The organism is Bradyrhizobium sp. SBR1B (assembly GCF_014198205.1).
Classification (GTDB): Bacteria; Pseudomonadota; Alphaproteobacteria; order Rhizobiales; family Xanthobacteraceae; genus Bradyrhizobium.
In genome coordinates this window covers 59,587-80,467 of the sequence record NZ_JACIHC010000002.1, presented here as the reverse complement: position 1 = coordinate 80,467, position 20,881 = coordinate 59,587, and the positions used below count along the sequence as shown (strand labels likewise).

The 20,881-nt window shown below is 65.5% G+C and carries 17 protein-coding genes and 1 pseudogene; 6 read left to right on the top strand and 12 right to left on the bottom strand.

Features of this window, described 5'->3' with window-relative positions:
* Positions 1–39 precede the first annotated feature (39 nt).
* Positions 40–495 carry a MarR family winged helix-turn-helix transcriptional regulator gene (locus tag GGD61_RS05035; RefSeq protein WP_092260742.1) on the bottom strand — a complete coding sequence of 152 codons (456 nt, stop codon included), beginning with the start codon at positions 493–495 and terminating at the stop codon, positions 40–42.
* 75 nt (positions 496–570) lie between these two features.
* Between GGD61_RS05035 and GGD61_RS05030 the strand changes: the two genes are divergently transcribed.
* Positions 571–1,347: an SDR family NAD(P)-dependent oxidoreductase gene (locus tag GGD61_RS05030; protein WP_092260744.1), complete on the top strand. Its 777-nt coding sequence runs from the start codon at positions 571–573 to the stop codon at positions 1,345–1,347.
* Positions 1,348–1,538: 191 nt separating this feature from the next.
* On the opposite strand, the gene mdlC is transcribed toward GGD61_RS05030, so the two are convergent.
* The 4 genes from mdlC to GGD61_RS05010 form a co-directional block, all read right to left on the bottom strand.
* Positions 1,539–3,161 carry a benzoylformate decarboxylase gene (gene mdlC, locus GGD61_RS05025; protein WP_183230383.1) on the bottom strand — a complete coding sequence of 541 codons (1,623 nt, stop codon included), beginning with the start codon at positions 3,159–3,161 and terminating at the stop codon, positions 1,539–1,541.
* Positions 3,162–3,336: 175 nt separating this feature from the next.
* Entirely contained in the window at positions 3,337–4,188 is an 852-nt protein-coding gene (locus tag GGD61_RS05020; protein ID WP_183230382.1) for a MaoC family dehydratase N-terminal domain-containing protein, read from the bottom strand.
* Positions 4,189–4,203: 15 nt separating this feature from the next.
* The gene (locus GGD61_RS05015) at positions 4,204–5,307 is read right to left on the bottom strand and encodes a CaiB/BaiF CoA-transferase family protein (protein WP_183230381.1); all 1,104 of its coding nucleotides are present in this window, start codon (positions 5,305–5,307) and stop codon (positions 4,204–4,206) included.
* Positions 5,308–5,317: 10 nt separating this feature from the next.
* Positions 5,318–6,487, bottom strand: a complete 1,170-nt coding sequence (locus GGD61_RS05010) for an acyl-CoA dehydrogenase family protein (protein WP_018317224.1) — start codon at positions 6,485–6,487, stop codon at positions 5,318–5,320.
* 125 nt (positions 6,488–6,612) lie between these two features.
* On the opposite strand from GGD61_RS05010, the gene GGD61_RS05005 reads away from it, so the two are divergent.
* Positions 6,613–7,533, top strand: a complete 921-nt coding sequence (locus GGD61_RS05005; protein ID WP_183230380.1) for a LysR substrate-binding domain-containing protein — start codon at positions 6,613–6,615, stop codon at positions 7,531–7,533.
* Between the two features lie 280 nt (positions 7,534–7,813).
* On the opposite strand, the gene GGD61_RS05000 is transcribed toward GGD61_RS05005, so the two are convergent.
* Entirely contained in the window at positions 7,814–9,088 is a 1,275-nt protein-coding gene (locus GGD61_RS05000; RefSeq protein WP_018317222.1) for a cytochrome P450, read from the bottom strand.
* Positions 9,089–9,263: 175 nt separating this feature from the next.
* Positions 9,264–10,529, bottom strand: coding sequence for a cytochrome P450 (locus GGD61_RS04995; protein ID WP_183230379.1), 1,266 nt, complete (start codon positions 10,527–10,529; stop codon positions 9,264–9,266).
* A gap of 410 nt (positions 10,530–10,939) precedes the next feature.
* Between GGD61_RS04995 and GGD61_RS04990 the strand changes: the two are divergent.
* A pseudogene (locus tag GGD61_RS04990) lies at positions 10,940–12,086 on the top strand (YjgN family protein).
* A 3-nt stretch (positions 12,087–12,089) separates the two neighbouring features.
* On the top strand, positions 12,090–13,202 hold the full coding sequence (locus GGD61_RS04985) for a M48 family metallopeptidase (RefSeq protein WP_179734939.1): 1,113 nt from the start codon (positions 12,090–12,092) through the stop codon (positions 13,200–13,202).
* 69 nt (positions 13,203–13,271) lie between these two features.
* On the opposite strand, the gene upp is transcribed toward GGD61_RS04985, so the two are convergent.
* The 4 genes from upp to GGD61_RS04965 all read right to left on the bottom strand — a co-directional run bounded on the left by upp (position 13,272) and on the right by GGD61_RS04965 (position 17,484).
* The gene (upp, locus tag GGD61_RS04980; protein WP_018317218.1) at positions 13,272–13,901 is read right to left on the bottom strand and encodes a uracil phosphoribosyltransferase; all 630 of its coding nucleotides are present in this window, start codon (positions 13,899–13,901) and stop codon (positions 13,272–13,274) included.
* Positions 13,902–14,069: 168 nt separating this feature from the next.
* Positions 14,070–15,308 carry a URC4/urg3 family protein gene (locus GGD61_RS04975; RefSeq protein ID WP_183230378.1) on the bottom strand — a complete coding sequence of 413 codons (1,239 nt, stop codon included), beginning with the start codon at positions 15,306–15,308 and terminating at the stop codon, positions 14,070–14,072.
* A gap of 7 nt (positions 15,309–15,315) precedes the next feature.
* Positions 15,316–16,572, bottom strand: a complete 1,257-nt coding sequence (locus GGD61_RS04970; protein WP_018317216.1) for a GTP cyclohydrolase II — start codon at positions 16,570–16,572, stop codon at positions 15,316–15,318.
* Positions 16,573–16,848: 276 nt separating this feature from the next.
* On the bottom strand, positions 16,849–17,484 hold the full coding sequence (locus GGD61_RS04965) for a VOC family protein (RefSeq protein WP_183230377.1): 636 nt from the start codon (positions 17,482–17,484) through the stop codon (positions 16,849–16,851).
* 261 nt (positions 17,485–17,745) lie between these two features.
* Here GGD61_RS04965 and GGD61_RS04960 point away from each other — a divergent pair, with 261 nt between their 5' ends.
* Positions 17,746–18,870, top strand: coding sequence for a threonine synthase (locus GGD61_RS04960; protein ID WP_183230376.1), 1,125 nt, complete (start codon positions 17,746–17,748; stop codon positions 18,868–18,870).
* Between the two features lie 162 nt (positions 18,871–19,032).
* Positions 19,033–19,839 carry a class I SAM-dependent methyltransferase gene (locus GGD61_RS04955; protein ID WP_183230375.1) on the top strand — a complete coding sequence of 269 codons (807 nt, stop codon included), beginning with the start codon at positions 19,033–19,035 and terminating at the stop codon, positions 19,837–19,839.
* Positions 19,840–20,034: 195 nt separating this feature from the next.
* Here the strand turns inward: GGD61_RS04955 and GGD61_RS04950 are convergent, their stop codons facing one another.
* Positions 20,035–20,850 (bottom strand): DUF2927 domain-containing protein, encoded by an 816-nt coding sequence (locus GGD61_RS04950; RefSeq protein ID WP_092260764.1) that lies wholly within the window; start codon positions 20,848–20,850, stop codon positions 20,035–20,037.
* Positions 20,851–20,881: the final 31 nt, after the last annotated feature.

The window sequence follows — 20,881 nt, the reverse complement described above, 5'->3', positions numbered from 1 at the left end:
CGGTATGGGTCCCTGCGTTCGCAGGGACGACACCGGTGGTTACCGAGGCAACGTCTCCTCCACCCGGCTCGCCCGCAGCGCCCGCGCATAGAGCATCATGCCGTCGCGCACGGTGCGCTGCTCCGCCGCCGTCAGCGCCGCCAGCGCGCCGCGGACCTGCTGCCGGCCGAACGCGTGCAGCGCCTCCAGCGTGCGCCGGCCCTTCGCCGTCAGCGACAATAGCTTGCTGCGGGCATCATTCTCATCCGGCGTCTCCCTGAGCTCGCCGCAGTCGATCAGCTTGCGCACCAGGCGGCTGACGCTGGATTTCTCCAGCCGCAGGAAATCGCCGAGCTCGGCTGAGGTCATCGGACCGCGGATGCCGATCTCCAGGATGGTGTGCACGGCCGACGGCGGATAGTCCGAGGCCGCCACCGTGGCATCCATGAAGCCGAGCTCGCGCACCATCAACCGCGAGGCGGCGCGAATGTCGTCGATCAGCGCAAGCTCGGCCATCTTGACTCCTGGTGTATAGTTGTATCATACAACTATATGCGTGCAGCGGCGCGCGCAAGGGTTTTGGAGTGAGCCATGAGCGGAGCTTTGCCGGCAGGTCAGCGGATGCGGGGCAAGGTCTGCCTCGTCACGGGCGGCGGCAGCGGCATCGGCCGCGCCACAGCGTTGCGGATGGCGACCGAAGGCGCCGAGGCGATCATCGTCGCGGGCCGGCGCGAGGCCGAGATCGAGGCGACCGCCGCTTCATGCCGCGAACTCGGTGTCGAGGCGATCCCGCTCAAGACCGACATCACGCGCGAGGACGACGTCGCGCGCCTCGTCGGCACCGCCATTGAACGTTGCGGCAGGCTCGACGTCGCCTTCAACAATGCCGGCTTCCAGGAGCGCCGCGCGCCGCTGGAAGAGCAGGGCACTGATATCTACGACAGCGTGTTCGACACCAATGTCCGCGCGCTGTTCCTGTGCCTGCGCCATCAGCTGCCGGCGATGCTGGCGCAGGGCCGCGGCAGCATCGTCGTCAACGCTTCTGTCAGCGGCGTGCGCAATCCCAACCCCGGCTTCTCGCTCTATTCGGCCTCGAAGGCCGCCGCGATCTCGCTGACGCGCTCGGCCGCGCTGGAGAACGCCCCGCGCGGCATCCGCATCAACGCCATCGCGCCGGGCCGCGTCGTCACCGACATGATGCTGCGCGCCGGCGTCGGCGATGTCGCAACCGTCAGCGCCGGCCTGCCGTTGCGGAGGATGGGGAATCCGGAGGAGGTGGCCGAGGCGGTGGTGTGGCTGTCGTCGGATGCGTCGTCCTATGTGGTCGGGCACGTGCTCGCGGCGGACGGGGGGTTTTTGGCGTCGTAGGTTTTTGGACGGTGGCGCAACAAACTCAGTGTCGTCCCCGCGAACGCGGGGACCCATAACCCCAGGGAGAAGTTTGGCGAAGACTGGTCGTATTTTTGCCCGCGGTACTGACACCGCGCCTTACCGATAGATCACGCGGTATGGGTCCCTGCGCCCCGTGCGCAATTGCACACTAGGCAGGGACGACAGCGTCAATGCTTCTGCCCGTACAGCACCGGCACCGCCGAATCCACGACGACCTCGACCAGGCTCGTGCCCTCGAATGCCATCCCTTGCCTCAGCGCCTCGCCGAGCTCGGCGGCCTTGCTGACCCGCACCGCATGGCAGCCCATGCCTTCGGCGAGCCGGACGAAATCGATGCCCGGCAGCTCCAGCCCGGGCACGTTGCGCACCTGCATCACCTGGCTGAACGAGCGCATCGCGCCGTAGCCGGAATTGTTGATGACGACGATGGTCAGCGGCAGCTTGCGCTGCGCGGCGGTCCACAGCGCCTGGATCGAGTACATCGCCGAGCCGTCGCCGATCAGGCAGACCGTGCGGCTGCTCGGCTTGCCGAGTGCCATGCCGACGGCGGCGGGCAGAGAGTAGCCGAGGCCGCCGCTCGCCATGGTGTAAAAACTGTCATGGCCGCGCATCGGCATGAATTTTTGCATCGCCGGCCGGTGCGAGGGAACCTCCTCGACGAGCGACGCACCATCCGGCATCGCCTGCGACAGCGAATGCAGCAGGAACTCGACCGGCAGCGGATCGGCGGCCTGCGGCGCCGGCGGCAGCGTGCGGCCCTTTGGGGCCGCGCGTTTGGTCTCCGGCAGCAGGTCGAGCAGCGTGCTCAGTGCCGGCTTCATCGTCGCGATGATGCTGGTGCCGACCGGCGTGACCGCCGCGGCATCCGCATCATCGGTGATCTGAAAAATCGTCGCACCACCGTCGAAGATCGCGGCATGGCCCTCGACATGGAAGGTGAACACCGGCGCGCCGATGACGACGACGAGATCGTGCGCACGCAGTGCGTCGGAGAGTTGCGCCGGCGAGGCGTGCAGAAACCCTGAGAATTGCGGATGCCGCTCGGGAAACGAGCAGCGCGCCGAGAACGGGCTGACCCAGACGCTCGCCTTCGCCTTCTCGGCGACGCGCACCATCAGGTCGACCGCACCGGCGCGGTCGATTCCGGGGCCGACGACGAGGGCTGGGTGCTTTGCGCTAGCGAGCGCAGCGACCAGTGCCTTCATTGGCTCAAGCTCGGGCCCGATCTCGCGGCTGACCATGCGCGCCTCGATCGGCGCGCAGGCATGCGCCCAGTCGTCGATCGGGATCGACACGAAGGTCGGTCCGCATGGCGGCTGCATCGCGGTGTAATAGGCCCGCGCGATCGCGGCCGGCACGTCCTCGGGCCGCGCCGGTTCGACGCTGTATTTCACGTAAGGCCGCGGAAATTCCGATGCGCGCTCGGCATAGAGGAACGCCTGCAGCGGCAGGATCGAGCGCGCCTGCTGGCCCGCAGTGATCACCAGCGGGGTCTGGTTGCGGTGCGCGGTGTAGATGTTGCCGAGCGCGTTGCCGACGCCGGCGGCCGAATGCAGATTGACGAAGCCGGCATTGCGGGTTGCTTGCGCGTAGCCGTCGGCCATGCCGACGGCGGAGGCCTCCTGCAGCGCCAGCACGTAGTCGATGTCGTCGGGCCAGTCGCTGAGGAACGGCAGCTCGGTCGAGCCGGGATTGCCGAAAACCCTGTCGATGCCAAACGAGCGCAGCAGGTCGAGCGTCGCCTGCTTGACGGTGACGGACTTGCTGCCGGTCTTGCCGTTCTTGGCCATGGTTTCCGTCCCTTCTCAATTCCTCATCCTGAGGAGCGCGTCTTCGCGCGTCTCGAAGGATGAGGGCCCGGCTGGTGGCTCCGCCCTTCGAGACGCGCGCGAAGAGGCGCGCTCCTCAGGGTGAGGGTCTAACTTCCTACATCGTCATTACATTCGCAATGACGAGCAGAGGCCGTCACCACACCGCGGTCCCCTTCATCGTCGGCTGTCCCTCCGCATTCGCGGTCCACAGCTCCATGCCGGCCTCGGTCTCATTGGCGTTGACCGAGAACTCGGTGCCCTCGAACAGCGGCTGCAGGCCGCGATACGAAAACTTCTTCGGCGCCTCGCCGCCGTGCAGCTTCGCAGCCATCTCGATGATCAGCGCCGCCTGCAGCGGGCCGTGGAAGATCAGGCCCGGATAACCCTCGACCTTGGTGACGTAGTCGCGGTCGTAATGGATGCGGTGGCCGTTGAAGGTCAGCGCCGAATAACGAAACAGCAGCACGGGATCGGAGACATGGGTCTCGCGGTGCTGCGCCTTCGGCGGCGGAGGCGGGGCCTTGGCGCCAGCGGGCGCGTTGCTCGTCATCTCACGATAGACGATGTCCTGCCGCTCGCGGATGGCGACGCCGCGCGGCGAGGAGATGCTGTGCTCGACCGAGACGAAACACAGCGTGCCGCTCGAGCCCGATTTCACCTGCACGTCGGCGATGCGCGAGGTCCGCGTCGATTCATCGCCGACCTGCAGCGGCTGCAAAAACTCGATCTCGCCGCCGGCCCACATCCGGCGCGGCAGCGGCACCGGCGGCAGGAAGCCGCCGCGGGTCGGGTGGCCGTCGGGCCCTAGCATCGACATCGGAAACACCGGCTGCGCCAGGCACCAATGCACCGTGAACGGCGCGGCGTCACCCTTTTTGGGCTCGCCGACCTCCTGGAACAGCGTCGCGCGCAGGCCCATGACGAGTTGCGCGGTGACGATGTCGGTAGCCTCGGTGCTGCGGCCGATCCATTGCCGCAAATGATCGATGTCGAGCTTCTCGGTCATGACGCCTCGCTCTTCTTACTTCCTGGACTTTGGATTTTCGCCGATGGCGGGCACAGCGCCGTAAGCGCGCGTCTCGCCGACGACGATCGGCGCCGGCGCGGGATAGCTGACACGCCCCTGCGGCGTGTCCACCTCGATGCGGCGCAGATGCGGGTGGTTGGTGAGGTCGGCCATGGTGTTGACCTCGGCAAAGGCGATGTCGGCGTCCGAGAGCCGCTTGAGCAGCTCGTCGCGCGTCATCTTGCCGAAGATATCCGCCACCGTCGTGTCGGTGAAATCACGGTTGCGCACGCGCTCGACCATGTTGGCGACGCGGGGATCGGCGGGCAAATCGGGTTGATCCAGCACCTTCGCGCACAGCGTCTTCCACTCGCGCTCGCTCTGGATCGAGATCAGGATGTCCTTGCCGTCCTTCGAGGTGAACACGCCATAGGGCGCGATTGAGGGATGGCGCAGGCCCATGCGCTTGGGTGGATTCCCGGCCTCGGAGTTGAGCAGCGGCACGGTGCACCAATCCGCCATCACGTCGAACATGGAGATGCGGATGTCACAGCCCTTGCCGGTGCGCCCGCGCCCGATCAGCGCTTCCAGGATCGCCGCATGCGCGGTGGCGCCGGTCGCGACGTCGACGATCGACATGCCGACGCGCGAGGCGCCATCGGGATTGCCGGTGATCGAGGCAAGGCCGCTCTCGGCCTGGATCAGCAAATCATAGGCCTTGCGATGTGCATAGGGACCTTCGTCGCCATAGCCCGTGATGGTGCAGGAGATCAGCCTTGGATAGTCCTTCAGTAGCCGCTCGCGCGAAAAGCCGAGCTTGTCCATCGAGCCCGGCTTCAGGTTCTGGATCAGCACGTCGGCGCTGGCGATCAGCTTTTCCAGCTCGGCGCAGCCTTCCTTCGTCGCGAGATCGACCACCGCCGATTGCTTGCCGCGGTTGAGCCAGACGAAATAGCTGCTCTGGCCCTTTGCCGCCGCGTCATAGCCGCGGGCGAAGTCGCCCTCGGGCCGTTCGATCTTGATCACCTCCGCGCCGGCATCCGCCAGGCGCGAGGAGCAGAACGGCGCCGCCACCGCCTGCTCGACCGCAATCACCCTGATCCCGTCCAATGCTCCCATGATGGTGGCCTCAGTACGAGCGCGGCATGCCGAGCACATGCTCGGCGACGAAGGAGAGCACGAGGTTGGTCGAGATCGGCGCCACCTGATAGAGCCGCGTCTCGCGGAATTTGCGCTCGACGTCGTATTCCTCGGCAAAGCCAAAGCCGCCATGGGTCTGGATGCAGGCGTTGGCCGCTTCCCAGGATGCGTCCGCCGCCAGCATTTTTGCCATGTTGGCCTCCGCGCCGCAGTCGAGCCCGGCCTCGTATTTGCGGGTGGCTTCCTTCACCATCAATTCGGCCGCGCGCATCGAGGCATAGGCCTTGGCGATCGGGAACTGGATGCCCTGATTCTGGCCGATTGGCCGGCCGAACACGCTGCGCTCCTTGGCGTAGTTCGTTGCCTTGGCGATGAACCATTTGGCGTCGCCGACGCATTCCGCCGCAATCAAAATGCGCTCGGCATTCATGCCGGAGAGGATGTAGCGAAACCCCTTGCCTTCCTCGCCGATCAGATTCTCCGCCGGCACCTTCATGTCGGTAAAGAACACTTCGGTGGTGGCATGGTTCATCATGGTGCGGATCGGGCGGATCTCGAGGCCGTTGTTCTTGGCCTCGCGCATGTCGACGATGAACACCGACAGTCCGTCGGTGCGCTTCTTGGCCTGCTCCTTCGGCGTGGTGCGCGCCAGCAGCACCATCAGGTCTGAATGCTCGGCGCGGCTGGTCCAGATCTTCTGGCCGTTGACGATGTAGCTGTCGTTGCCATCCTTGCGCGCGAAGGTCTTCAGCGAGGAGGTGTCGGTGCCGCTGGTCGGCTCGGTGACGCCGAAGGCCTGCAGGCGCAATTCGCCGCTGGCGATCTTCGGCAAATATTTCGCCTTCTGCTCCGCATTGCCGTGCCGCAGCACGGTGCCCATCGTGTACATCTGGGCATGGCAGCCGCCGCCGTTGCAGCCGGCGCGCTGGATCTCTTCGAGGATCGCGGCCGCCGCGGACAGCTTCAGCCCCGCACCGCCATATTCCTCGGGGATCAGCACCGAGAGATAGCCGGCCGCTGTCAGCGCGTCGACGAACGCCTTGGGGTAGGCCATCTCGCGATCGAGCTTACGCCAATATTCGCCGGGGAACTGGGCGCAGAGCTTTGCGACGGCTTCACGGATGTCGGCGTAATCTTCGGTGTGGTGTTCTTCACTCATGGCGTTTCCAGTTCTCAGCGGCAGTTAAGATAACGCCGGCCGATCCTCAGGCGTTGTGAAAACAACGCCAGCCCCCTATGCTCATTTGTTATAGCGTATGGAGTAGCCTTCCAGGATTGGCAAGCATGGATTTCCGGCAGCTCAGGACCTTCAGTTGCGTGGCGGAGCTCGGCAGCCTCTCCAAGGCCTCCGACACGTTGCGCGTGGCGCAGCCGGCGCTCTCCCGGCAGATCAAGCTGCTGGAACATGAGCTGCGCACCGAGCTCTTCACCCGCAACGGCCGTGGCATGGTGTTGACCGAAGCCGGCCGGCTGCTGCTGGCGCGCACCTCCGGCATCGTGCGGCAGATCGACCAGATCCGCGACGACATCCAGTCGTCCAAGGGGCCGCCGTCGGGCCAGGTCGTGCTTGGCCTCGTTCCAACCGTGAGCTGCGTGCTGTCGGCACGCTTTGCGCGGCGCTGCGTCGAAAAATTCCCCGGCATCTCGCTGCGCATCGTCGAGAGCTACAGCGGCCATCTCGTCGAATGGCTGCATCGCGGCGAGATGGATCTCGCCATCCTCTACGGCCGCTCCGCGGATCTGCATCTCAACGTGCAGAGTCTCGGCCGCGACAACATCGTCGCGGTCGGCCCGCGCGGCTGCGGGCTCGCGCGCAAGAAGAGCGTCGACATCGGCTGGCTGCTCCGGCAACGTTTGGTGCTGCCCAGTCATTCCCACGGCCTCCGCGCGCTGATCGAGCACGCGGCCGCCCAGCGCAAGATCAAGCTCGACGTCCAGCTCGAGGCGGATTCGTTTCGCGTGCTGACGAGCCTCGTCGAGGAGGGCCTCGGCTTCGCGCTGCTGCCGCCATCGTCGGTCCACGGCGAGGTCGCGGAGGGGCGGCTGGAAACCGCCGTGGTCTCGAAGCCGATGACACGCGAGCTCATTTTCGCTTCTCCGATCGACCGCCCGGTCTCGACGGCCTCGCTCGCCGTCACGGCGCTGCTGCGCGAGGAAGTCGCGGCCTGCCGCAAGGAAGGCGTCTGGGACATCAAATTGAGTTAGATGCGCTGACGTCGTAGAACAGTCAGGCGCCGCCTTGCCTTCGCATCTGGCGCGAGCTGTCATGCCGAAATTTTATAGCTGCGGTGCGAGCTCTAGGGGCGTTCGGAGCGCGCTCTTTATTCACACTCGGTGTCATTGCCCGCGAAGGCGGGCAATCCAGTATTCCAGAGGCCGCGCGGCTAGAATCGAGAAGCCGCGGCGTACTGTTATGCCCCGCCTTCGCGGGGCATGACAGTGGAGATTGAGGAGATCGATTGCCCCAGGGCAGTCGATTAGCAGCCTACCCCGGAATCCTGACCGGCAGCGTCTCGTACCCCTTGATGAAGCTCGAATAGATCCGCTTGGGCTCGCCGACCACCTCGATGCGGTCGAAGCGTTTCAGCATCTCTTCCCAGACGATGCGCAGCTGCAGCTCGGCGAGGCGCATGCCGACGCAGCGGTGGATACCGAAGCCGAAGGAGAGGTGGGTGCGCGGGCGCGGGCGGTCGATGATGAAGTCGTTCGGCTTGTCGAACATCTCCTCGTCGCGGTTGCCGGAGACGTACCACATCACGACGCGGTCGCCCTTCCTGATGTGCTTGCCGCCGACCTCGGTGTCTTGCAACGCGGTGCGGCGCATATGCGCCAGCGGCGTCTGCCAGCGGATCACTTCGGGCACCATGGAGTCGATCAGCTCCGGATTGGCGCGTAGCCTGTCGTATTGCTCCGGGTTCTCGTTCAGCGCCAGCACCGAGCCGGTCATGGTGTTGCGCGTGGTATCGTTGCCGCCGACGATGAGCAGGATGATGTTGCCCATGAGGTTGTCGGGGTCCATGTGCCGCGTGGCGTCGTTGTGGGCCATCAGCGACAGCAGATCGTTGCGCGGCGCCGAATTGACGCGCTCGTTCCACAGCTTGGACATGTAGGCGTAGCACTCGTCCATCTCGCGGCGGCGTTCCTCGGCGGAGGCGACGATGCCGCTCTTGGGCAGCGCGGTCGAAACATCCGACCAGCGCGTCAGCTTGCGCCGCTCCTCCCAGGGGAAGTCGAACAGGGTCGCCAGCATCTGCGTCGTCAGCTCGATCGAGACGCGCTCGACGAAATTGAAGGTCTCGTTGCGCGGCAGATTGTCGAGCACCGTCTGCGAGCGCTGGCGGATCAGCTTTGCCAGCTCGTCCAGATGTGTCGGCGTGAACATCGGCGACACCGTCTTGCGCTGCGACGAATGCCTGGGCTGGTCCATCGCGATGAAGCTCGGATAGTCGTAGCCTTCCGGCACGTCGCGGATCGAGATGCCGCCGAGCGTAGAGTCCGAGGAGAAGATGCCGTGATTGGTGTCGACATGCATGATGTCGTTGTACTTCACCACCGACCAGTACGGTTCGATCGGCGCGTTGGTGCAGTAATGCACCGGCTCTTCCTTGCGCAGTCGCTCGAACCACGGCCACAGCGTGTCGTCCTGGAATAGCCGGGGCGCGCCGGGGTGGAATTGGGACAACGGCGTCGCATAGGCCTCCTCGCGGGCCCTGCGCATGCGTTCGGCCTTGTCCACTTTAACCGGCGCTTGGATGTTCATCGTCGTGGCTCCAATTGGTTGTCGGACCTCTCCCGCTTGCGGGAGAGGTCGGCGCGTAGCGGCGGGTGAGGGTTTTCTCCTCTAGGGGATTGTCCCGTTGCGGAGATACCCTCTCCCCAACCCTTTCCCGCAAGCGGGAGAGGGGGCGCAGTATTGTCGTGGCATAGTTCGCAGTTCACGCCGCGATCTTCACCGGCAGCTCTTCCAGACCCTTCACGAAACTCGAATAGACCCGCTTGGGTTCGCCGACCACATCAATATGGTCGAACCGCCTAAGGATTTCTTCCCAAATAATCTTGAGCTGGAGTTCGGCAAGCCGCAATCCCACGCAGCGGTGGATGCCGAAGCCGAAGGACAGATGCGTGCGCGGGCGGGCGCGGTCGATGATGAATTCGTAGGGCTTCTCGATCGCCTCCTCGTCGCGGTTACCCGAGACGTACCACATCACGACTTTGTCACCTTTCTTGATCTCTTTGCCCCGGAACTCGAAGTCCGTGAGCGCGGTGCGCCGCATATGCGCCAGCGGCGTCTGCCAGCGAATTACTTCGGGCACGAAACTGTCGAGCAATGCGGGGTTCTCGCGCAGCTTGCGATACTGTTCCGGATGCTGGCTCAGCGCGTGGAGCGAGCCCGACATGGTGTTGCGCGTCGTGTCGTTGCCGCCGACGATCAAAAGCACGAGATTGCCGAGGAAGTTCTTGGCGTCCATGTCGCGCGTCGCGGCGCCATGCGCCATCATCGACAACAGATCGCTCTTCGGCGGCTGCGCGATGCGCTCCTTCCACAGCCGCGCGAAATAGCTGGCACATTCGGTCAGCTCGGCCTGACGCTCGTCTTCGGTGGCGACGAGGCCGTCGGGGCCGGGGATGGTGGTGGCGATGTCGGACCAGCGCGTCAGCTTGCGGCGGTCCTCCCAGGGAAAGTCGAAAAGCACCGCGAGCATCTGCGTGGTGAGCTCGATCGAGACGCGGTCGACCCAGTCGAACACCTCGCCGCGGGGCAGGTTGTCCAGGCACTCGGCCGAGCGCTTGCGGATGTTGAGGGCGAGATTGTCCAGATGCGTCGGCGTGAACATCGGCGCCACGGTCTTGCGCTGCGCCGCATGGCGCGGCGGATCCATCGAGATGAAGCTCTCGCGGCGCAGGTCCGGATCGATGTCGCGGATGGTGATGCCGCCGAGCGCGGAGGCCGAGGAGAACACCGAATGGTTGGTCTCGATCTCCACGATGTCGTTGTAGCGCGTCACCGACCAGTACGGCCCGAACATCGAGTCCTTGCAATAGTGCACGGGATCTTCCCGGCGCAGCCGATCGAAATACGGCCAGAACGTATCGGTCTTGAACAATTCCGGGTCGCCCGGATCGTACTGCTCCAGCGGCAGTGAGTTGGCGCGCTCGCGCAATGCGTCGAGCTTTGCCGCGCTCTCCATGGTCCCATGCATGACCGCTCTCCCTGGCATGAACCGCGCGTTCTCGTTGAATTCTGCGCTGCGGTATTTGATTTGCAATTACAGCCGGTTGTCTGCGCCGGAGCAAGGGAGAGTTTTGTCACATCCAACCTTTGGGCGTGGCCGGGCGCGTAGCCCGGATGGAGCCAACGGGTCGGCGCAAAGCGCCGCCCGATGACAGGCTCCGCGTAATCCGGGGCCGGCGTCACTTGGGGCAAGATCCCGGATTGCGCTGACGGGATCTCGATCAACGTGACCCGCCGCACACCATTTGTCGTGAAATCGTGCCAGAAACCGACTGGAATCAAGGTAAATCGAACCCCGCCATCTTGGGGACCGACCAAGCTCTGATCTATAGTTTGACCCGATCAAGACCGCATCCCGAGGTTGCCGCCGTGAACGATATGCAATGGACCCCCATCGGCTCCGAGCCCTTACCGCCGCCGCTGCCGCCCACGCGGGTCGATTTCAGCGGTGACCGCTCCGAGTTCCGGAAAATGGTCACCAAGGGGGCCATGCTGGAGCTCGTCACCTTCGGCTTCTACCGGTTCTGGCTCGTCACCGACATCCGTCGTCATCTGTGGGCGAACACCGCGATCGACGGCGATGCCGCCGAATATACCGGCCGTGCCAAGGAGCTGCTGGTCGGCTTCCTGTTCGCGCTCGCGATTCTGGTGCCGATCTATCTCGCCTACTTCCTGATCGGCATCGAGTTCGAGCGCTGGCAGGGTTTTGCCTCGACGCCGCTGTTCATCGGCTTCTACGCCTTCGGCCAGTTCGCGATTTTTCGCGCGCGACGTTACCGGTTGACGCGCACCGTTTGGCGCGGCGTCCGATTCTGGATGGACGGCTCGGGCTGGGCCTATTCGTTCCGCGCCATGGCGTGGGGCTTGCTCGTATTCCTGACGCTCGGCCTGGCGCTGCCCTGGCGCGAGGCCGCGCTCGAACGCTACAAGATGCAGCACACCCATTACGGCGATCTTCGCGGCGATTTCGAGGGCAACGGCTGGACCTTCTTCAAGCGTGGCTGGTGGCTGTGGCTGCTCAGCCCGATCGCGCTGGTGATCTTCCCGCTCGCGCCGTTCTTCTATGCGGAGTTCAAGGCGCGCGAATGGCGCTGGTGGCTCGACGGCATCCGCATCGGCGGCGTCAGCCTGTTCTCGGACCTGCCGCACGATGCCTTCTACGGCCTGTACTGGAAGGTGATCGGCTGGTGGACGCTGCTCTCGATGGTATTCTCCGCCTATCTCGGCGGCTCCGCCTTGCTGGGTCGTCCAGCTGAGCGGCGTTCCGGCCGATCAGGTGTTCGGCTCCGACAATGCCGCCAGGAGCATCCCGATGGTGGTGATGATGGTAGCAGGCTATCTCGCGCTGGCGCTTGCGATCAACATCGTCATGCGGGTCTATCTTCAGCGCGATCTCTGGGCCAAGGTGTTGGAGACCGTCAAGGTGCACGACATCGGCGCGGCGTCGGATGTGCAGGGGCGCGGCGTACTTGCCAGTGCGCTCGGCGAAGGTTTTGCCGACGGGCTCGATGTCGCGGGATTCTGAGCTGTGAGTGACGTATTTGCCGAGGCGCCGGCGCAGGCCGCCAAGCCGACCATCTTCTTCGACGGCACGTCGAGCCGCCGGCGGCAGGTGACGCTGACGTTCGCTGATGCGCTCGAGATCCTCGAGGAGGGCGGAACGCCGGTTCGCTGGTCCTATGCCGACATTCGCCGCGCCGACAGTCCGCCGGGAATCCTGCGTCTTGCCTGCATCGCCGCGCCGCCATTGGCGCGGCTGGAAATCCGCGACGCTGTACTCGCGGCGGACGTGACCGTCCGCTGCACCCATCTCGACGAGCACCGAACCTCGCGCCGCGGCGTCGCAAAGATCGTCGGCTGGTCGGTGGCCGCCACCGTCTCCATCGTCTGCGTCGTGCTGTTCGGTGTGCCGCTCGCCGCCGACCGTCTCGCGCCGCTGGTGCCGAAACCGATCGAGCGGCGCATCGGCGACGCCTCCGAAGTCCAGGTGAAGACCATCTTCGGCCGCAGCGTGTGCGAAGACCCCGCGGGCAAAGCCGCGTTCACAAAGCTGGTCAACCGCCTGCGCGATGCCGCCGGCCTCGATGACGATTCCATGACGGCGGGCGTGCTGCCGACCGCGGTGCCGAATGCGTTCGCGCTGCCCGGCGGCAAGGTCTACGTGCTGAGGGGCCTGCTCGACAAGGCGCAAAACCCCGACGAGCTCGCCGGCATCCTCGCCCACGAGCTCGGCCATCTCAAGCATTACGACAACATGCGCGGCCTGATCTACAACGGCGGCACCTCATTCCTGATCGGCCTGTTGTTCGGCGACGTCACCGGCTCATCCGCCGTGATCTTTGCCTCGCGCACCGTCGTCGAAGCCTCCTATTCGCGCGAGGCCGAGACTGCTGCCGATACGTTCGCGATCGAGATCATGCACAAGCTCGGCCGCTCGCCGAAGCCCGCTTTTGAGCTGATGTACCGCATCACCGGCAAGGAAGGCGGCTCCACGCTCACGTCGATCCTCGCCAGCCACCCGCTGACCGAGGACCGCCTCGCCCGCATGACCAGGGAAGATCGCCCCGTCAGCGGCCCGCCGCTGCTGACGGACAAGGAATGGCAGTCGCTGAAGGGAATCTGCGGCAGCGGGAAGATCTGAAGGTTGATCGCTGCAACGGCGGAGGTGCGCTCCCTCTCCCGCAAGCGGGAGAGGTGCTTCAGAGCGCGCCTACCGCGTCCCGTAGGCGCGGTCGCCGGCATCGCCAAGGCCCGGCAGGATGAACCCGTTCTCGTCGAGACCTTCGTCCACCGCCGCGGTCCAGATCGGCACGTCCGGATGCAAGCCGCGCAGCCGTTCGAGTCCTTCCGGCGCGGCGATCAGGCAGGCGAGGCGGATGTCCCTGGCGCCGCGCTCCTTCAGGCGGTCGATGGCGGCGACGGCCGTGTTGGCGGTGGCGACCACCGGGGTCACCACGATCGCGAGGCGCTCGCCGAGGTCGGACGGCGATTTGAAGAAATACTCCACCGCCGCAAAGCTGTGCGGCTCCCGGTAGAGCCCGATGTGGGCGACGCGCGCGGTCGGCACCAGGTCCATCATGCCGTCGACGAAGGTGGTGCCGGCGCGCAGCATCGGCACGAACACCAGCTTCTTGCCGGCGATCTTGGCCGAATGCATCGTCGCCAGCGGCGTCTCGATCACGGTGTCTGCGAGCGGCAGGTCGCGCGTCACCTCGTAGCACAGCAGCATGCCGATCTCCTTGATCAGCTCCCTGAACGACTTTGTGGAGATCGATTTGTCCCGCACCAGCGTCAGCTTGTGCTGCACCAGCGGATGATCGACGATCGTGACGCCTTCCATGATGGGATGCTCTTCTTCTTCCCTTCTCCCCTTGTGGGAGAAGGTGGCGCGAAGCGCCGGATGAGGGGTATCTTTCCGCGTATTCCAATTGAGAGACCCCCCGCGGAGAGAGACCCCTCACCCGGCTTCGCTTTTGCGAAGCCACCCTCTCCCGTAAGGGGAGAGGGTTTAGAAAACCGTGCCGTCGCTGATCACCTTGAGCGGCGGTGAACCATCAGGACGGCGCGCAAAGGCAATGGCGCGGCCGGCGGCCCAGGTGCCGCCTTCCAAAATGCTGGCGAGCGGTAATGTCTCGGGCGTGCGGCCGAGCTTGGCGCGAACCAGCTCGGCAAGCCGGTCCAGCAGCGCGACCGTCAGCGCGCGCCATTCCACGACGAGCAGCGAGTCCACCGCATGCGCACCCTCGCCATCGGCGGCATCGCGCAGACGCAGCACCTCGTAATCGACGAACAGTCCGCCGTTGCGATATTCGGCAAGTCCCGTCAGGCCGTCGATGTCGGTGACGTCGAGGCCAGCGCGCTGCAGCGGTTCGATCAGGGAATAACTCAGCCATTGCGACAGCTTGTGCAGCGGCACGAGGCCCGCGGTCGCATCATCCGCCCTAAGCGCCGGATGGCGCCAGCAATCGCCGAGCGGAATCTTTGCAAGCTCCAGCCGCGACGGCCAGATCGGTCCGAGCTGGTTCAGCACCGCCGACAGGATCGCAGGCGCGGCAATGGCGCCGCCCTTCGCCTGCGCCGCGATGTGATCAAACAGCCCGCCCGGCCGCGGTGTATCTTGCAGGCCGAAAATCTCGGCGCGCTCCGCGACCAGCTTGCCCAGACGCCGCAACAGATCCGCGCGCCCCTCGAGCCCGAGCAGCGTATTGGTGTCGCTGACCTGAAAAGCGGAGGTGAGTGCGGCGAGCGGCAGCTGCGCGAGCACGTTCGCATCGGCCCTGAATGGCGAGCCGGCGTCGCGCGAAAAAAGACCGCTCGCAAACATGTCGAGGCTGGCGATCGCGAGCCCCTCGGACCGGCCGATGCTTTCGCCGCTCATGGCATCGCGGTAGCGCCAGGCCGCGCCCGCGCCGGCATCGAGCAGCACGCTGACGATGGCAAGGTCGAACTCCGCGCGCGCCCGCGCGGCGCGGTCCGGCCACGAAGCCGCGTCGGCAAGCTTCGCCCAGCGGTCGGCGCCGCCAAGCACAAAATGCCGCCAGCGCGCATGGAATGGAATCTCCAGCGCCGGATAGGCTTTGCGGGTCACCGCGAGCACGGCCTCCGCGACACCATCCATCCGGTCGAGATCGATCGTGAAGTGGCGGAGGCCGCCGGCAAGGCCGATCTCCAGCATCTGCGCGGCCCGCGCGCGCACCGCATCTGCGGTGAGCAGCGAGCGTGCTTGCAATTCCAAAGCCTCCGGCATCGCGCGATCAGTATTTTTCCAGCGAACGCCCGACCACGCCGTCCACGTCCTTCTCGGGCGCGATGTCGGTCGAGTAATAGCCGGCGGCTTTCTTCGCGGCGATCTCGACATAGGCGTCGGCGGGAATCAGCTCCGGCGGGATCGGCACGCGCTCGACGATGTCGATGCCTTGCGAGGTCAGCGCGTCGTATTTCATGTCGCTCATCGACAGGAAGCGGTCGATGCGCTTCAGACCGAGCCAGTGGATCGTATCCGGCATCAATTGCTGGAAGCGGGCATCCTGCACGCCGGCGACGCATTCGGTGCGCTCGAAATAGGCGGCGGCCGCATCGCCGTCCTCCTGGCGCTTGCGCGCGTTGTAGACCAGGAATTTGGTGACCTCGCCGAGCGCGCGGCCTTCCTTGCGATTGTAGACGACGAGCCCGAGCCCGCCTTCCTGCGCGCCGCGCGCGGATTCCTCGATGCCGTGGATGAGATACGGACGGCAGGTGCAGATGTCGGAGCCGAACACATCGGACCCGTTGCACTCGTCATGCACGCGGCAGGTGATCTTGGTACGATGGTCCGGCAGTTTCGTCACATCGCCGAACATGTAGACGGTGGTACCGCCGATCGGCGGCAAAAACACCTTCATGTCCGGCCGCGTCACCAGCTCGGGGAACATGCCGGCGGTCTGCTCGAATAGCGTGCGCCGCAGCTCGGTCTCGGCGGTGCCGAAGCGCGCCGCAAGCCCCGGCAGGTACCAGACCGGATCGATCGCGATTTTCACGACGGAGACGCTGCCATTGGCATGCACGACCTCGCCGTCGGCGCGTAGCCGTTTTGCGGCCAGCGCCTCGCGGATCTCCGGCAGGTCGAGCCGCGCTCGCGTCACGGCGATGCTCGGGCGGATGTCGGAGCCTTCTGCGATCTCCTTACCGAAATTCTCCGCGACCAGATGCCCCCAGGGATCGAGCGCGACGATCTTGGCGGGATCGCGCCATTGCTCGAACGGTCCGATGGTCGCCGCCGGAAACGTATTGGTGAGGTCGGGCCTGCGAATCGGATCGAGCGCGCCTGCGGACACCGCGAGCGCACGGTACATCGCGTAGGACCCGCCATGGCTGCCGATCACGTTGCGATCCCCGGCGCGCGAGACCGTGCCGATGATCGGTCCGCGGGCGCGCGCGTCAGCGGCGCCCCAGTGGATCGGGAAGGCGGACTTCCGGCCCGGCTCCGGATGCGAAGTCAGGCGGATGTGGTCGGTACGGTTCGCGCGGCTCATGACCAAACTCCCAAAAAGCCAACGGCCCGCCGCTCGGACGGGCCTGGCTCGGTCGCGTTGCCGACGCGGAACATCGGCGACGCAAGCTCAATCCAACATATTGTAGCGGCAAGACGCGACAGACAAGTTAATCGTGCTGCGCGCGCAGGGCCTCCGCTGCCGATGCCGGTCACCAGCCATTGCCATGCCCAGCTGAATGGCGCACGGCACCGGTATACAGGCTATATCTATGTAGTTATTTGTGTTTTTGAAGGGGCCACCGGCCGGCGAGGCCGGCTAGACCAGCTGCCGGTCGCCTCCCGGCGTCCGGATCACCGCGCGAAACGAGGGCGCGGAATCGTGACGGAAGCGGATGCGCGGATCGTCCAGAAAGCCCGCCAGCGACGCGGCGATCGTGTCCGCCTCGGGGTGCCGTATCTCGAATTCCACCAGGGAGCAGCCGAGATCGGCCATGCGCGAGGCTGGATGCGGTCCGGCCGGCCACTCGATCACGGTCGGAAACGCGCCGTCGAACGGCATCGAGCCGTCGGGCGGGACGGAGATCAGCCATTCGAGATGGCCGCGCGTCACCGTGATGGCGGGTTTTGCGACATGCGGGATCGTCGCGAGCGCGGACGTGATGTCGGACGTGCTCACGACCCAGGTCATAAGCCGCGGCGAAACCGCGAGCGCCGCGCGCGTCCGTGCATCGTCCAGCGCGAACCAGCGCGGCCGGGTGGGCGCGGGAGCCGACGGGTTCGGCGCGATGACTTCGAGGAACGCTGTCTCGCTCAGTCGCAGCAGATGATTGTGCGTGCCCATCAGCGGATGCGCGCCGCCGGCCGGCGGCGCAATGCCGAGCGCGGTCTCGACATAAGCGACGCCCTCGGCAAGGTCGTTCGCGGCGACGGTGATGTGGTCAAGACGAAGCATGGCTAGCGATCCGATTTCTTCTCGAGCTCTTCCAGGCTATGGCCATATCGTGCGACCAGGTTGAATCTGCGCACCGTCGAGTTCGCGCTGACTGTAACCTTTGGTCCATCGAACTGCCATCGCCTGTCCGCGCTCCCTGCAAGTGAGACGGCGTATCGTGCACAAATCGGGCTGCGTCCACACCCTTGCAAACGCGTGACTGGATAAAGCCCATATATTCAGACATATCGACTGGATCGGTTGACCGCCCCGGAGACCCCCATGCCCGCCAGCTACATCGACCCCCGCAACGGAAAGCTCTATGCGCTCGACCAGCCGCGCTGGTGCTCGGACGAGCGCACGCCGCTTCTGGTGACGCCGGGGGCGGGGATCTCGCGTGAGGACATCGACGGCCGCACGCGCTCGCTCTGGCGCTACCGCGCGGCGCTGCCGGTCGAGATCAAGACTCCGATCACGCTCGGCGAGGGGTGCACGCCGCTGGTGCAGCAGGACTGGGGCGATTTGCGGCCGTTGTTCAAGCTCGAATGGTTCAACCCGACCGGCAGCTTCAAGGACCGCGGCTCGGCCGTGATGCTGTCCTTCCTGCGCCAGATCGGCGTCGACGCCATCTTGGAAGACTCTTCCGGCAATGGCGGCTCGTCGATGGCGGGGCTGGGCGCCGCCGGCGCCATACGCGTGAAGATCTTGGCGCCGGCCTCGACCTCGCCGGCGAAGATCGCGCAGGTGCGCGCTTACGGCGCCGAGGTGCAGCTCGTCGAGGGCCCGCGCGAGGAATCGGAAGCCGAGGCGATCCGGCAGTCGAGCCAGACCTTCTATGCCAGCCACAATTGGCAGCCGTTCTTTCTCGAAGGCACCAAGTCGCTCGCCTATGAAATTTGGGAAGATCTCGGCTTCCGCGCCCCCGATAACATCATCGTCCCCGTTGGCGCCGGCAGCTCTCTTCTCGGGTGCGCCTTCGGCTTCCGCGAGCTGTTGAGGGCCGGCCAGATCGCGAAGCTGCCGCGGCTGTTCGCGGCGCAGCCACTCAACTGTTCGCCGATCGATGCGAGCTTTCAGGCCGGTGTCGATACGCCTGTCGCGCGCGAGGTCAACAAGACCATTGCCGAAGGAACCGCCATCAAGCACCCGCTGCGCCTGCGCGAGATCATTGCGGCCTTGCGCGAGAGCAGCGGCGGCACCGTCGCGCTCACTGAGGACGAGATCGTCGCCGCCCTGCGGCGACTGGCCCGGCAGGGCCTGTTCGCCGAGCCGACCAGCGCCAGCGCGGCTGCGGCGCTGGACAAACTCTCGGCCACCGGCGCCATCAAGGCGACCGACACCACGGTCGCCGTCCTCACCGGCACCGGCCTGAAGGCCGCAACCACCGTCGCCGATCTCGTCCAGTAGGGTCCGATCTGTTGGGCCGTGTTGCGGCGCGGCCGCCGCGGGACGAGGGCGTTGCAGAAGGCCCGGGCATCCACGTTGCCGCGGAGCCATGCGGCCGCGTTGAACCTTCGGCGCCCGTCGCCAGCCTCATGAAGATCCAGCTCGCGCAAAGGGGAGAGTTCCATGACCGCGCAGGATCCGTTTGCAGGTTTCAAGGCAGTCCAGAAGGAAGCCTGGTCGCTGTTCACGCCGATGGAAGTTTTCACGACACCGACCGCCGCCAAGCTCGTCGGTTTTGCCGGCGTCGCCGCCGGCCAACGCCTGCTCGACGTCGGATGCGGCACCGGCGTTGTCGCGATCACGGCGGCGCGCCGCGGTGCGAAGGTCAGGGGTCTCGATCTGTCGCCGGTCCTGATCGAACGCGCCCGCGAGCATGCGCAATTGATGAACCTCGATGTCGACTTCAAGGACGGCGACGCCGAAAGCCTGCCCTATGGCGACAACGAGTTCGACGTGGTGCTCAGCCAGTTCGGCCACATGTTCGCGCCGCGCCCGGACGTCGCGATCGGCGAGATGCTGCGCGTGCTGAAGCCCGGCGGCACCATCGCCTTCTCCACCTGGCCGCCGCATCTGTATGTCGGGCGGATGTTCGCGCTGATCGGCCGCCATCTGCCGCCGCCCGAGGGCGTGGCATCGCCGGTGTTGTGGGGCGATCCGAAGATCGTCGCCGAGCGTCTCGCGGGGAAAACGAAGGACCTCTCCTTCGAGATGGACATGATGACACCGTCCGCCCTCAGCCCGCAGCATTTCCGCCGCACCATGGAAACGACGATCGGGCCTTTGATCAAGCTCGTCGCCCAGTACAAGGACGAGCCGGACAAGCTCAAGAGCTTCCGAGCCGAATTCGAGGCGCTGATCTCGGAATGTTTCGACCCCGGCCACAATGTGATGCGCCAGCAGTTCCTGATGTCGAAGGCAAGGAAGGTGTGAGGCTGAAGCGATAAGCCGCCGCGATCGCACGTGCTCCTTCTCCCCTTGTGGGAGAAGGTGGCGCGAAGCGCCGGATGAGGGGTCTCTCTCCACTCAATGAAATTGAACTTGCGGAGAGAGACCCCTCACGCGTCTCGCCGCTATGCGGCGAGCCACCCTCTCCCACAGGGGAGAGGGTGCAGCGAGCAAGCGCCTTCACTCCTTCAGATCATTCACCTGCTTGACCCAGCTGCGCACGTCGGCGAGCACGGCGGGCAGCACCGCCTTGACCTCGGCCACGGTCATGCCGGGCTTGATGCGGGGATCGTACAGCAGATTGAGGATGTACTGGTCGTAGACGTCGAAATACCCCATCGAGACGTTGTCGTTGAACATCGTCCACGGCACGCTCGCGGTGTCGTTGATGGGCCCGAGCGATTGCAGCAGCTCCTCATAGGCGCAGTCGAGAAAGACGAAGTCGCCGTTGTCGACGGTGAGGATGACGTCGGAATGCTCGATCTCGAAATTGTCGTTCTTGCGGAAGCCGGACAGGCATTGCGGGTCGAGCGAGGTGCGGATCTCGCGCGCCTTCTCCGCACCGTAGAAGCTGGAGATGGTGCGGAAGAGGTCGCGGTCGCGCACCAGCTTCACCCGCACATTGGCCGCTTCGGCGGTCGCGATCATGGCGATGTCGAGATGTTGCACGCGATGGGCGATGTCGGCCACGACCCTGGCGAGCTGCGTCTTGCGGTCGGCGCGGTCGCTCTCGGCGTACACGCGCACCGGCCCGTCGAATTTGCGAATGCGGTCGACGCGGCCGGCGAGGTGATATTCGGCGCCGAACGCCGTCTTCAGGAAGCCCTCGACGATCTCTCCGTCGGTAAAATTCTTCTTCTCGGAGCGCTGGCGCGAGGAGACCGCGGGCAACTCGCCCGCCACCGCGGTGGTCGCGGGATCGGGCGCGCATGTGAGCGCGGCGAGCGCCAGCAGGGCGATGCGAAGGGCAGCCGAGGACGGATTGAGTGCGCTCATCGTCGTGCGACGCTGCCGTATTCACGTCGCG